Raw genomic sequence first — 13580 nt, forward strand, 5'->3', positions numbered from 1 at the left:
AAGGCGGCGCCCCGATGTGGAAATGGAGCGGCAGCCTCTCAACAATCCAGCGTGCGCGGGGAACGCAGCAGGGGCTGCCACGTTGGGCTCGCGTAGGATTCCCGCACCGAGCCCGCGTATCCGCCGCGCGGGCCCATCCCCTCCGGAGCCATGACCGAGCTGCTGCTGCTCCTGTTGTCCCTGCTGCTCATCGCGGCGTGTGGCGTCTTCGTCGCGGCGGAGTTCGCCTTCCTCACCGTCGACCGAAACCACATCGAACGGCGCGCGGCCGGCGCGGGTGGTGACGGGGACGGCGGCGATCGCGGCGCTCGCGGCATCCTCGCCGCGCTGACCTCCCTGTCGACGCAGCTCTCCGGCGCTCAGCTCGGGATCACCATCACGAACCTCGCCATCGGCTTCCTCTCCGAGCCGGCGCTCGCCGCGTTGATCGCCCCCGGGCTGACGGCGGCGGGGATCGAGGGGTCCGCCGCCACGGCGATCTCGCTGACCCTGGCGATGCTGCTGGCCACCGCCCTGACCATGGTGTTCGGCGAACTCGTCCCGAAGAACCTCGCGATCGCCCTGCCCGAGCGAACCGCCCGCGCCGTCCAGCGGCCCATGCGGGCCTTCACCACCGCGACCAAGCCGATGATCGCGTTGCTCAACGGCTCCGCCAACCGCGCGCTGCGGGCCTTGAACATCGAGCCGACCGAGGAGCTGGAGGGTGCGCGGGGGCCGGAGGAGCTGCACTTCCTCGTGGCGCGCTCGGCCAGCGAGGGGACGCTGGCCGAGGACACCGCGGAGCTGGTGCAGCGCAGCATCGAGTTCGGGCGGCGCCGGGCCAGCGACGTGATGACGCCCCGGACCCGCGTCGACTTCGTCCAGCTCACCGACACGGTGGCGGACGTCGTCGACCACATCCACGCCACGGGGCACGCGCGGTTCCCCGTGCTCGACCCCGAGCAGGACCGCGTGGTCGGCGTCGTCGCCACCCGCCAGGTGCTACGGACCCCCGCCGCCGATCGGGCGGCCACGCCCGTGGCCGCGGTGATGGCGCCGCCGGTGTTCGTGCCGGCCTCGATCGACCTCGACGCGCTGCTCGCCGAACTCCGCGACGGGGCGCAACAACTGGCCGTGGTCATCGACGAGTACGGCGGCGTCGACGGCCTAGTCACCCTGGAGGACCTTGTCGAGGAGATCACCGGCGAGCTGGAGGACGAGCACGACACCCCGGTCGCCCCCCGCGAGAGCGAACCGGGGACCTGGGAGGTCTCCGGGTTGCTGCGCCCCGACGAGGTCGAGGAGGTCACCGGGGTGCTGCTGCCGGAGGACGAGGAGTACGAGACCGTCGCAGGGCTCCTCGTGGACCGCCTGAATCGCCTGGCCGCGGTGGGGGACTCGGTCGAGGTGGTGGCGCATGACGAGGAGCGGCGCCGCTATCCCGTGACCCTCACCGTGGCGGCGCTGGACGGGCTGCGCGTGGACCGGGTGCGCGTGGACGTGGGCGCGGTCCTCGACGAGGGGGCTGGGCCGTCATGAGCGACCTGACCCTCCTCGGCGTCGCCGTACTCTTGTTGCTCCTCAACGCGTTCTTCGTGGGGGCGGAGTTCGCGGTCATCTCCGCGCGGCGCAGCGCGATCGAACCGAAGGCGTACGCCGGGTACCGGCCCGCCAAGATCGTCATCTCGGCGATGGAGCAGGTCTCGCTGATGCTCGCGACGTGCCAGCTGGGGATCACGCTGGCTTCCCTGGGGCTGGGCGCGGTCGCCGAACCGGCCCTGGCGCACCTGCTGGAGGTGCCGTTCGCCGCGCTCGGGGTGCCCGCCGGCCTGGTTCATCCGGTCGCGTTCGCCCTCGCCCTGGCCATCGTCGTGTATCTGCACGTCGTCGTCGGCGAGATGATCCCCAAGAACATTGCGCTCGCGGGGCCGGACCGGGTCGCGCTGTGGTTGGCGCCCCCGCTCGTGGCGGTGACCAAGGTGCTCAAGCCGTTCGTGGTGGCGCTGAACTGGATCGCCAACGCGTGCCTGCGCGCGATTCGGGTCCAACCCCGCGACGAGGTGGCCAGCGCGTTCACCCGGGCCGAGGTGCAGGCCATGGTCGACGACGCGGCCGAGGAGGGGCTGCTCGACGACAAGGAGAAGGCGCTGCTCGCCGGGGCGCTGTCGTTCGACGAGGACACCGTGGCCGCGGTCCTCATCCCGCTCCCGGACGTCACGTGCGTGCGGCTCGGCCAGAGCCGGGGGGAGATCGAGGCGATCGCGGCGCAGGCGGGGTACTCGCGCCTGCCGGTGCTCGGCGGGCCGGGGGATGCGGCGGGGCCGACGGATGCGGCGGCGGGCCGGCCGGCGGAGTTCCTCGGGTACGTGCACCTCAAGGACGTCATCACGGCGGACCCGTCGGCCCTTGATGAGCCGCTGACCCGCGACGCCGTACGACCGCTGCCCGCCGTCGCCGTCGACGCCACCCTGCGGACTCTGTTGGAGGCGATGCAGGAGACGCAGGTGCACGTCGCGCAGGTACGCCGGGTGGGGCTCGGCATGGACGAACGGCCCGCGGGGGTCGATGCCGATCGCGGGGAGCTGCTTGGCATCGTGGCCCTGGAGGACGTGCTCGGCCGACTGGTGGGCCACATTGCCGCAGAGCGCCGCTGACGCCAGCCGCCGTGATCAGCCCAAGGCCGCGGTGCGAGCCAGATCGAGGTCGGCCTTCGTGAGCGCCGCCCGGACCGACAGGTCGGCGTCGCGCAGCGGTTCCTCCCCCGCAGTGCTGCGGGTCGATACCGCAGACGACGACGTCGACGGTCGCGCCGAGGTCGCGCAGGGCGTACGCCGCGGCCCGGACCGCGCCCCCGGTGGTGATGACGTCCTCGACGAGGGTGACGTGCCGGGCGGTCACGTCGGCGCCCTCGGCCAGCCGGCGAGTCCCGTAGTCCTTGGCCTGCTTCCGCACGAACACCGCGGGTAGCCCCATGAGGGAGCTGAGCATGGTGGCGAGCGGGACGCCGCCCAGCTCGAGGCCACCCAGGAGCTCTGTCGTCGCCGGGACGAGCGGCACCATGGCCTCCGCCACGGCCCGCAGCAGGGCGGGTTGGGACTCGAAGAGGTACTTGTCGAAGTACTCGCTGGCGTGTTGCCCCGACCGCAGCGTGAACGAGCCGGTCAGACGGCATACGGAGTCGATCTCCCGGGCGAGCGCGAGGCGGTCCACGGCGTCCAGGGTGGCACGGTCGAGCGCTGTCGTGGCGCTTCGCTGGACGGTGGGGGTGCGAGATGCCGGGGCGGGCGGGGCGTGTTTGACTGGCGCTTGGTCCGATTCATCCGATCCCAGCAGCAGAGGAGGCCGCACGCGATGAGCGCGAACGGCAAGAAGGCGGCCGTGGTTGTCGCCGACAACTTCGAGGACTCCGAGGCCACCAGCCCGATCGAGGAGCTGCAGGCGGCCGGCGTCGAGGTCACCGTGCTCGGCCTGAAGACCGGCACCGTCAAGGGCAAGAAGGGCGCCACCGTCGAGGCGACCGCCACCATCGCGGGGGCCGACCCGGGCGCGTACGACCTGCTCGTCATCCCCGGCGGCGGCTCCCCCGAGACGCTGCGGATCGACGACGACGCGGTGGCCTTTACCCGGCGCTTCGTCGAGTCCGGCAGGCCGGTGGGCTCGATCTGCCACGGCCCGCAGCTGCTGATCTCCGCCGAGGTGCTCAAAGGCCGCACGCTGACGGCCGTGAACAAGATCCGCGACGACGTACGAAATGCCGGCGCGAGCTACGTCGACGAGGAGGTGCACGTCGACGGCAACCTGATCTCGTCGCGGGTACCCGACGACCTGCCCGCGTTCAACCGAGCCCTGGTGAGCGCCCTCGGCGGCTGACCGCGGCTGACCCGGCCGGCGCCGGCCACGGAATGGGAGTCCGTGACGCCTATTCCGTGGCCAGGGCCGCGCTCGGCGGCACCTTGGCCGCGCGCCGCCCCGGGACCACCGACGCGAGCCAGCCGGCCGCCAGCGCCACCCCGGCGACCAGGGCCAACCGGTCCCACGGCACGGCGACCAGCACGTCCAGGCTGCGCCCGAGCAGGGCGTGCGAGCCCGCGACGCCGTACCCGATCCCGCACGCGATCCCCAGCACCGTGCCCACCGCCGCGAGCACCAGCGCCTCGATCCCGAGCATGCCGCGCACCTGGCGGCGGGTGACCCCAAGCGCGCGCAGCAGGCCGTTCTCCCGCGTCCGCTCCAGCACCGACAGGCCCAGGGTGTTGCCCACCCCGACCAGCGCGATGACCACGGCGACGCCGAGGAGCCCGGTGACGACGTACAGGAGCACGGCCAACACCTGATCCAGCTCCGCCCGCTGCGCCGCGGCGCCGTCCACCTGGACGCCTCTCTGCCCCGCGACTGCCTCCCGGATCCGCTCGGTGGCCGCGACCTGGTCGACGCCGTCGGCGAAGCGGACCCAGTACTGCTCCGCCGCCGGCGTGGCCGGCCGGTCCCCGAGCGCCCGCTGCAGCGTGGCCAGCGTCGTCACCGGGGAGGCGTCGCCGCGGACGAGGGCGCGAACCTCGACGGTGCGCCCCGCGTCTCCCAGCGTGACGGTCGCTCCGTCGGCGACGCCGGCCTGCTCGCCCAGGAGCAGGACGCCGTCGGTGACCCCGGCGAAGGCCTGGGACCGCACCGTCGCCGCGGTCCCCTCGCCCAGTCCGAGCAGGGTCGACTCGGACAGCCGGCGACCGCCCGACGCCATGGCGACCTGCGCGGTCTGGGCGTGCCCGACGGCGGCGACGCCCTGGGTGCGGGCCACCTTGTCGCGGGCCTGGTCGGTCAGCCCGGCCGGGGCGTGCACCACGGCATCGATCGGCATGTGCCGGTCCAGTTCCGCGGTGACCGACCGCTGTGCGCTGGCCGCGCCCACGCTCATCAGCGTGATCAGAGTGACGCCGACGAACAGGGCGCTGGCGGTGGCGGCGGCGCGCGCGGGATTGCGCCGGGCGTTGTCGACGGCGAGCCGGCCCGGGAGTCCGGCGGCCCGAGCCGGCAGGACCCCGAGAGCACGGGCCAGGGCGGGGGTGAGGAGCTGCCCCAGCAGCACGATCCCCACCAGGGACGCCGCGCCGCCGGCCAGCCCGAGGAGCAGCTGGTGGTGCATCGCGCCGAGGACGAGAGCGCCCGTGCCGAGGAGCGTGAGCACGGCCCCGAACGCCGTACGGACCATCCCCGCGCGCCGCGTTTCCCCCAGCCCGACCTCCGGGCGGAGGGCCGCCAGCGGGGCCACGCCGGTCGCGCGGCGGGCCGGCACCGCGGCCGCGGCGAGGGTGACGAGGACGCCGACGAGGAGCGGTACGGCGACGCCTGCGGGCGTCACGGCCACCCCGGCCAGCGGCATCGCGGTGCCCTGGGACAACCGGACGAGCAGGGCGACGACGGCGTACCCGAGCGCCAACCCGGCCGCGCTGGCGGCCAGCGACATCAGCCACGCGTCGCGCAGGACGCCCCGGAACACCTGCCGACGGGTCGCCCCCACGCAGCGCAGCAGCGCCAGCGCCCGGACCTGCTGGGCCACGACGATCGCGAACGTGTTGGCGATGACGAGCGAGCTGACCAGCACGGAGATGGCCGCGAACGCGAGGAACAGGCCCGTGATCGCGCCGCTGTCCCGGTCCATGTCCGACACGCGGGCGGCGATCTCGTCCGGTCCGGTGCGCACGGTCACCGCCGACGCCCCAGGGAGCGCTCGGGCGGCGGCGACGAGGGCGGCGGGGTCGGCGCCGGGCGCGGCGGAGACCAGCACGTCGTCGTACGCGCCCGCCGCAGGCCGTCCCGCCCAGGCGAGCAGGTCGGCGTTGGCGCCGTACACGGTGGGCAGGCCCGCCCGGTCCGCGCCCGGTCCCGGCTGGATGATCCCCACGACGCGCGCGGGGCGGCTCGACGGGGCCGCGGTCTGGGCCTGGGCCTGACCGCTGGCGGGCGGCGCCTGGAACCGCAGCTCCTGGCCGATCGCCACCCGGCGGGTCTCGGCCATGGCGGGGTTGACGGCCACCTCCCCGGGCGCGGCGGGCAGGCGGCCCGAGCGCAGCGTGCCGCCGCCGCTCGCCGGGTCCGGGATCGATTGGGCGGCGGCGGGGGCCACCTGCCCCGAGAGTTCCTGCGGCAGCACCGTGTTGACGAGCGGCCGGACGTCGGCGACGCCTTGGACGGTGCGCAGGGACTCGACGTACGAGCCGGGGACCGCATCGCCCGACCCGCCCGCGCCAGCAGGCTGCGGGGTGACGACGACGGCGGCGTCGCCGACCGAGGCGCCGGCCGCGCGTTCAATGGTGGCGCGCAGGGCGCCGCCGATGCCGAGGGCGGCGGCGACGAAGGCGACGCCGAGCAGTACGGCGACGGCGGCGGAGATCAGCCGCCTGGGCTGGGTGAGCATGGCCTCAGCCCCCGATTCGACGGGCGCCCGCGCGAACGCCCCCACCGGCGTCGCGGGTGCTGGTGTCGGCCACCACGCGGCCGTCGCCGAGGGTGAGGACGCGGTCGGCATACCCCGCCGCGGTGGCGTCATGGGTGACCATGACGACGGTCTGGCCCAGCTCGGCCACGCTGCGGGCCAGGAAGTCGAGGATCGCGTGGCCCGAGGCCGAGTCGAGGGCGCCGGTGGGCTCGTCGGCGAAGATCACGTCCGGCCGCGCGACCAGCGCGCGGGCGATCGCGACCCGCTGTTGCTGGCCGCCGGACAGCTCGGCGGGTCGGTGGGTGAGCCGGTCGCCGACGCCCAGGACCGAGACGACCTGGTCGAACCACGCCGGGTCCGGGCGTCGGCCCGCGAGTTTCAGCGGCAGCAGGATGTTCGCGCGGGCGTCGAGCGTGGGCATGAGGTTGAACGCCTGGAACACGAAGCCGACGCGGTCGCGGCGCAGGCGGGTGAGGGCGTCGTCGCTCAGCGCGGTGAGCTCGACGTCCCCGATCCAGGCGCGGCCGCTGGTGGCGTCGTCGAGCCCGGCCGCGACGTGCATCAGGGTCGACTTGCCCGAACCCGACGGGCCCATGATGGCCGTGAAGGCCCCCGCGACCAGGTCGACGGACACCGCGTCCAGCGCCGTGACCGCGGTGGAGCCGGTGCCGTAGGTCTTGGTGAGGTCCTGGGTGCGGACGGCGTACGTGCGCGTCGTCCGCGCCGAGCCGATCGCGTCCGGCGCCGTCTGATGTGGCGTGCCCAGCATGGTTCCCTCCGAGGGTCGTGGCGTTCGAGCTGGTCACGACGCTACGGAGCGGGCGGCTACGGCCGGATCGGGCGGCGGAATGATCCCGGGGGTACGACTGCAGTCGTACGCCGGGTCCGCGGGCGGGGTCGTATGCCGCGGCAGCGGCTGTCTGTCGGTGGGCGCGTCAGCGGGCGGGCTGGACCAGGCCGGTGTCGTACGCCAGCACCACCATCTGCACCCGGTCGCGCAGGTTGAGCTTGGCGAGGATGTGCCCGATGTGGGTCTTCACCGTCGCCTCGGCCAGGAATAGCGTGGCCGCGATCTCGGCGTTGGTCAGGCCCCGACCCACCGCGGTGAGGACCTCGCGCTCGCGATCCGTCAGCGCGGCGAGCCGCTCGTCGGGGCTACGCAGCGCGCTCACGTCGGCGGGCAGCGTCGGGACGAACCGTTCCAGCAGGCGCTTGGTCGCGCTCGGGGCCACCACCGCGTCGCCGCTGTGCACCGCCCGGATCGCGGTGAGCAGCTCCTCCGGCCCGGCGTCCTTGAGCAGGAACCCCGAGGCCCCGGCCTTGAGCGAGGCGAACACGTATTCGTCCAGGTCGAACGTGGTCAACACGAGGACCTTCGCGAGCGCCCCGGCGGCCACGATGCGACGGGTCGCCTCCACGCCGTCCATGACCGGCATCCGGATGTCCATCAGCACGACGTCGGCGGGCGGGTCGGCCGCCTCGACGTACGCGACCGCCGCCGCCCCGTCCCCGACCTCCCCGACCACGGTCATGTCGTCCTGGGCGTCGAGCACCATCCGGAACCCCGCCCGCACCAGCGCCTGGTCGTCAGCCAGTAGCAGCCGGATCGTCTCGCTCACCGCGTCTCCTCCCGTGCTGGGATCGTGGCCAAGACCTCGAAGCCGCCCGCCATCCTGTCACGGGCGGTGAGCGTGCCGCCGTACGTCGTGATCCGCTCCCGCATCCCGACCAGCCCGTGCCCGTGGCCGTCGCCGGTGGCATTCCCGCCGGAGCCCGGCCCCTCGTCGCGGACGGCGAGGGCGATCCCGTCGGGGCGGTGCTCGAGGGTGACGGCCACCGGTACGCCGTGCCCGGCGTGCTTGACGACGTTGGTGAGCGCCTCCTGCACGACCCGGTAGGCGGCCATCTCGGCGCCCTGCGCGAGCGGGGGATGGGCTGCGGGGTCGCCGAATTCGTCGTACGTCGTGGGGAGCCCGGCGTGGTTCATCCGTGCGACCAGCTCGGGGAGTTGGGCGAGGCTGGCCTGGGGCGCGTACTCCGTCTCGGCCCCGTCCGACCGCAGCACCCCGACGAGGCGCCGCGTCTCGGCCAGCGCGTCCCGGGCGGTCTGCGCGATCGTGTCCAACGCCTGCGCGGCCGTGGCGGCGCGCCGCTCGGGGTCGGCACCGTGGGTGGCGGCGTACTTCGCCCCGTCCGCCTGCACGACGATCACGGACAGGTTGTGGGCCACGATGTCGTGCATCTCCCGGGCAATCCGGGACCGTTCCTCCTGCGCGGCCAGCCTGGTGCGCTGGTCCCGCTCCCGTTCGAGGGCGTCGGCCCGCTCGCGCAGGGCCTCGACGTTGTGGCGGCGCTGCCTGGCCAACTCGCCGCTGACCCACGCGGCGGCCACGACCGCCAGGCAGAACATCGTCGTGAAGATGAGGCCGACGATGCGCTGGGGCAGCTCGAGCATGGTCGTGCTCCATCGCGGCCCGGCGGCGAGGGCCCCGAAGATCGCGATGCCGAGCCAGACGCGGTACCAGCGGTGCTTGCTGTAGGCGGCCACGGCGTACAGCACGATGGGCACCACCACGCTTAGGGCGCTGAAGTGGTCCATGGTCAGCAGCAGGAACAGGTGGACCAGCACCGCGCACGCGGCCAAGACGTCGGGGTGCCGGCGGCGCCACAGCATCGGCACGAGGATCGCGGCCGCCAGCGGCAGGCCGGCGGCGCCCTGGACGGGCGAGTTGCCGTCACCGCTGGCGCCGATGAGCAGCAGCGGCATGACGACCAGCGCCCAAAAGGCATCGCCCGCCATGGGGTGGCGGGTGAACCAGTCCGGGATGTCGCGCAGCCTCACCCGCCCAGGCTAGGTCGCGGCGACCGCTGGGCGCGTCAGCCCGTCGGGCTTTCATCGGGCATTTCCCGAGCGCCACGACTCGGGAGGGACGGGGCCGGATCAGCGCGCGGGGTAGACGCCGAACGTCGCCAGCCAGTTCTGGACCACCGGGATGTCGACGCGCTGCAGGCCGTCGAGGTAGCGGCAGTTGTCCGTGTAGCCGTAGCTCGTGACGGTCACCTGCACCTCGCCCGAGCTGTGCGTGTTGGTGGGGCTGTGGAACGTCGGCCCGCCGGAGTCGCCGAAGCAGGAGCCGCCGGTCCCCTTGTGGTCGTTCGGGTTGCCGTTGACCTGAAGGATCTGCGGGGTCAGCTTCTGCCCGGGGGCGAAGGCGTAGCGCCGGATCAGCGGGTACGACATCGGCTGCGGCTTCTGCGGCCCGGAGTCGGGCTTACGCACCTCGGTGCCGTAGCCCGACGATCTCGAAGAGCTGCTTGGCGAGCGTGTTCGGGGTGAACTGGTCGAGGTACCCGACGGGGGCCAGCTTGACCGGCGCGATGTTGACGGGCTTGTCGAGCACGACCACGCCCACGTCGTTCCAGTTGGCGCGGTCCGTGAAGTCGGAGTAGTTCGGGTGGGCGTGCGACGTGCCGGCCAGGTAGCCGCCCGCCTCGATTTCCGCGGCGGTGTAGCCCGCGTTGGCGTCGGCCGCCTTGGGCAGCGGCGACGGCGGCTGCTCGGCGATCACGCTATCGAAGGTGACCGCGGTCTTGCCGGTGGTGCCCGCCGTGCAGTGGGCGGCCGTGAGCAGCACGGTGGGGCTCACGAGGCTGGCGGTGCAGCGGTATCGGGCGCCCCCCTCGTAGAAGACAATGAGCCCGACGTTCGGGTGAGTATTGCCGTCCGGTTCGCCGCCGGTGATGGCGGTGGCGCTGAGGGCGCTGGCGCCCACCAGGCCTGCGGTGAGGGCGAACGCGGCGGTGGTACGTCGCAAGGAGTGCACGGAGTCCTCCGGATCATCTGCCAGGACAGGGGATGGCCCATCCCGCCGCCGGGCGCCGGGCTCGTCAAGCGGAATGCGAAAAGTCAGCCGAGGACCCAGCCGTTGGCGACGGCGACCCGGACCGCCTCGGCGCGGGTGCCCGTGGCGGTCTTGCCCATGGCCGCGGACAGGTGGTTGCGGACCGTTCCCTCGGACAGGTGCACGCGCCGCGCGATGACCGCCACCGTGGCGCCGTCCGCCGCGGCCTGCAGCACCTCGGCCTCCCGCGGTGTCAGCGGCGAGTCGCCCAGCACCAGACTGTCCGCTGCGAGCGCCGGGTCCACGACGCGCAGTCCGGCCATGATCCGCCGGACCGCCTCGGCCAGCTCGTCCGCCGGGGTGTCCTTGACCACGAACCCATTCGCCCCGCTAGCCATGGCCCGTTTCAGGAACCCCGGCCGCCCGAACGTCGTCACGATCAGCACTTCACCGCGGGCAGCGCCCGGCGCAGCTCGGCCGTCGCGGCCAGCCCATCCATCCCGGGCATGTCCACGTCCATGAGGACGATGTCGGGCGGTGGCGTGCAGGCGCGGCAGGCCGCGACCACCTCGTCGCCCCGGCCCACCTGGCCGACCACCTCCAGGTCGGACTCCAGCGAGAGCAGCGCCGCGAGCGCGCACGATGTCGGCCATCTGGTCCAGCGGCATGAACAGGCCACCGAGGAACGCCATCAGGGCCATGGACGGGCCGATGATCTTCATCGCGTTGTCGGACACGAACAGATAGCCCATGAACAGCCCGAACGCCGCGAACACCGCCGAGCCGAGCCAGGTCACGAGGCCCGTCGCGAGCCACAGCTCGGCGGGCATCCGCACGCCGGTGGCGAGGCCCACCGCATAGACCGCCCCGACCGAGATGGCCCCGGTCACCATCCCGGCGAGGGCCTTCAGGGCGATGTACGCCGTGGGCGACAGCGGGGTCAGCCGCAGCTGGCGGCTCCAACCGCTGGCGCGCTCCAGCGACACGGCGACCCCGGCCGACATCGTCGATACCAGGGCGCCGTACAGCGCCATCCCCGTCATGACGTTCGCGCCCACCGTCCCGCGGCCGTAGGGGATGTCGGCATACGCGCTGTTGCGACCCCACATCAGGAAGAAGAACACCGGCATGAGGACGGCGAAGATGAGCCCGCCGCGGTTTGCGCAGCACGCGCCGCGCCTCGATGCGCAGCAGGGTGGGGTTGAGGCCGCTTCGCCCCGGGGTGCGGCGGCTGACGTCGTACGTCGTCCCGGCCGCGGCCGCCGGTGGGAGCTGGTCGGTGGTCATGGTGGTCATGGTGATCATCGGGCATCTCCAGTCAGGGCGAGGAAGGCGTCGTCGAGGCCACGCGTGGTGACCTCCGTGTCGCGGGCGAGTCCGTCCCGCAGCAGGGCGTAGGCCACCGCGTCGGAGTCGCCGGTGGTTACCAGGAGGGTCGACCCCCGGACGTCGAGCCCGCTGACGTCGAGGCCGGCAAGCACCCGCCGTACGGTCGTCATGCCCTCGTGCGGGTCCGGCGCGGTGAGCGCCGCGCGCACGGTGCGGCCCCCAACGGTCGCCCGGATCTGCGCCACCGTCCCGTCGGCGACGATGCGCCCGCGGGCCATGAGCACGATCCGGTCGGCGTACTCGTCCGCCTCCTCCAGGTAGTGCGTCGCGAACAGGACGGTCCGGCCGCGCTCGGCGTCGGCGTGGATGGACGACCAGAACCGCCGCCGCCCCTCGACATCCATGCCCGTGGTGGGCTCATCGAGGATGAGCAGCGCGGGGTCGCTGACCAGCGCCATTGCGAAGCGCAACCGCTGCTGCTCGCCGCCGGAGCACTTCGCGACCCGGCGGCGGGCGAGGTCGGCGATCCCGGCGCGGTCGAGCGCGTCCGCGGCCGCGATCGATTGGCTGAACAGGCTCGCGGTCAGCTCGACGGTGTCCAGCACCGTGAGGTCGGGCAGCAGCCCGCCGGTCTGCATCACCGCGGCCACGAGGCCCCGCTGCGCCGCGCGGCGGGGGGCCATCCCGAAGACCTCGACGGTGCCGGCGTCGGGGGCGCCGAGGCCGAGGATCGCGTCGATGGTCGTGGTCTTGCCGGCGCCGTTCGGGCCGAGGAAGGCGATGACCTCGCCGGGTCGTACGGTCAGGTCGATGCCGTCGACGGCCCGTACGGCGCCGAAGTCGCGCACGAGTCCGGAGAGGGCGATCGCCGGTACGCCGTGGCTGGCGGGGGTCTCGCCGGGGGCGCCGGTCGGGCGCCTGGTGGAGTGGATCGTCGTCATGGGTCCGACGATCCCGCCGCGGCGGCCCGCGACCCTCACTCCGATGTCACGACCTACCCCTGACATCCGTCATGTCAGGAGCCGTCCTCCGCACTCGCCGGGGGGCGCCGCAGCCGGGGTCGGACCAGGCCCAGCTCGCAGGCGCGGACGAGCACCTGGACCCGACTCTCGACCGAGAGCTTCTGCGTGAGCTGGCTGACCCGGGACTTGACCGCGGACTCGGTGATGTAGAGCTCGCTGGCCATCTCCGCGTTGGACAGGCCCTCCGCCAGCAGCTGCAACACCTCGAACTCGCGTTCGGTCAAGGACGCGACCAGGCCATCCGGGGCGACCTCGCGAGGGGCCGCCCCCGGTGCGCCGCTTTGAGCCCGAACGGACTCCACCAGCGCGGCCGTCACCGACGGGGACAGGACGTTGCGCCCCTCCACCACGTCGCGGATCGACTGCACCAACAGCTCCGGTTCGCTGTCCTTGATGAGGTAGCCGGCCGCACCGGCCCGCAACGCGGGCACCACCGCCTCGGGGCCGGCGAACGTCGTGACGGCAATCACTTTCACATCCGGCTGCGTCGCCGTGACCCGGCGCGTCGCGTCGATGCCGTTGAGAACCGGCATCTGCAGGTCCATCAGGACGACATCCGGCCTGAGCTGCGCACATATCTCGATGGCCTCGACCCCGTTGTGAGCCACACCGACGACCGTCATGTCCTGCGCCGCGGACACGAAGACCTTCAGGGCCTGGAGCATGAGCTGTTGGTCGTCGACGATGACCACCCGGATGGGCGACATGGGGATATCCGTTCTCGCGGCGCTGGGTTAACCTCGCTAGGAAGGCATTGTCGTCGCTTCAGCCCCCCCACCGTTACCTCTTCCCCCTCAGGAGTATCTTTTGCGTCCCCGACTGTCGGCCGCGGGCGTGGCCGCCCTGCTCATCGGCTCCCTCGTCGCGTCCCCCGCCTCGGCTGCTCCGCATGGGGTCGAGGCGGTCGACGCGTTCCCCGCAGGCGCCGCCGCTGAGGCTGTGCCTGACATCGGCGCGGTGACCGACAACTGGTGG

At 73.2% G+C, this 13580-nt stretch carries 9 protein-coding genes and 4 pseudogenes; 3 read left to right on the forward strand and 10 right to left on the reverse strand.

Annotated features, from left to right (window positions below; translation table 11 throughout):
• Positions 1 to 150 precede the first annotated feature (150 nt).
• Together IPK37_08520 and IPK37_08525 are read left to right on the forward strand one after the other, a co-directional pair.
• Positions 151 to 1518, forward strand: a complete 1368-nt coding sequence (locus tag IPK37_08520; protein QQS02337.1) for an HlyC/CorC family transporter — start codon at positions 151 to 153, stop codon at positions 1516 to 1518.
• Positions 1515 to 2633 carry an HlyC/CorC family transporter gene (locus tag IPK37_08525; protein QQS02338.1) on the forward strand — a complete coding sequence of 373 codons (1119 nt, stop codon included), beginning with the start codon at positions 1515 to 1517 and terminating at the stop codon, positions 2631 to 2633. The genes IPK37_08520 and IPK37_08525 overlap by 4 nt, the downstream gene beginning before the upstream one ends.
• Before the next feature lie 15 nt (positions 2634 to 2648).
• Here IPK37_08525 and pyrE read toward each other — a convergent pair.
• Positions 2649 to 3189: pseudogene (gene pyrE / locus IPK37_08530) on the reverse strand (orotate phosphoribosyltransferase).
• A gap of 141 nt (positions 3190 to 3330) precedes the next feature.
• Here pyrE and IPK37_08535 point away from each other — a divergent pair.
• Positions 3331 to 3849: a type 1 glutamine amidotransferase gene (locus tag IPK37_08535; protein ID QQS02339.1), complete on the forward strand. Its 519-nt coding sequence runs from the start codon at positions 3331 to 3333 to the stop codon at positions 3847 to 3849.
• A 49-nt stretch (positions 3850 to 3898) separates the two neighbouring features.
• Here IPK37_08535 and IPK37_08540 read toward each other — a convergent pair whose 3' ends face one another.
• The 9 genes and pseudogenes from IPK37_08540 to IPK37_08580 all read right to left on the reverse strand — a co-directional run bounded on the left by IPK37_08540 (position 3899) and on the right by IPK37_08580 (position 13312).
• On the reverse strand, positions 3899 to 6391 hold the full coding sequence (locus IPK37_08540; protein QQS02340.1) for an ABC transporter permease: 2493 nt from the start codon (positions 6389 to 6391) through the stop codon (positions 3899 to 3901).
• Positions 6392 to 6395: 4 nt separating this feature from the next.
• Positions 6396 to 7181, reverse strand: a complete 786-nt coding sequence (locus IPK37_08545; protein QQS02341.1) for an ABC transporter ATP-binding protein — start codon at positions 7179 to 7181, stop codon at positions 6396 to 6398.
• Between the two features lie 166 nt (positions 7182 to 7347).
• Positions 7348 to 8031, reverse strand: coding sequence for a response regulator transcription factor (locus tag IPK37_08550; GenBank protein QQS02342.1), 684 nt, complete (start codon positions 8029 to 8031; stop codon positions 7348 to 7350).
• Complete coding sequence (locus tag IPK37_08555; protein QQS02343.1) at positions 8028 to 9254, reverse strand: sensor histidine kinase; 1227 nt, start codon at positions 9252 to 9254, stop codon at positions 8028 to 8030. The genes IPK37_08550 and IPK37_08555 overlap by 4 nt, the downstream gene beginning before the upstream one ends.
• 99 nt (positions 9255 to 9353) lie before the next feature.
• Positions 9354 to 10227, reverse strand: a pseudogene (locus IPK37_08560) (trypsin-like serine protease).
• Between the two features lie 92 nt (positions 10228 to 10319).
• Positions 10320 to 10933 (reverse strand): annotated as a pseudogene (locus tag IPK37_08565) (response regulator transcription factor).
• Positions 10893 to 11384, reverse strand: a pseudogene (locus IPK37_08570) (ABC transporter permease). Before IPK37_08570 ends, IPK37_08565 begins: the two co-directional pseudogenes overlap by 41 nt.
• Before the next feature lie 171 nt (positions 11385 to 11555).
• Positions 11556 to 12524 (reverse strand): ABC transporter ATP-binding protein, encoded by a 969-nt coding sequence (locus tag IPK37_08575; GenBank protein ID QQS02344.1) that lies wholly within the window; start codon positions 12522 to 12524, stop codon positions 11556 to 11558.
• A 74-nt stretch (positions 12525 to 12598) separates the two neighbouring features.
• Positions 12599 to 13312, reverse strand: coding sequence for a response regulator transcription factor (locus tag IPK37_08580; GenBank protein QQS02345.1), 714 nt, complete (start codon positions 13310 to 13312; stop codon positions 12599 to 12601).
• Positions 13313 to 13580: the final 268 nt, after the last annotated feature.

The sequence above is a fragment of the Austwickia sp. genome (assembly GCA_016699675.1).
Taxonomy (GTDB): Bacteria; Actinomycetota; Actinomycetes; order Actinomycetales; family Dermatophilaceae; genus Austwickia.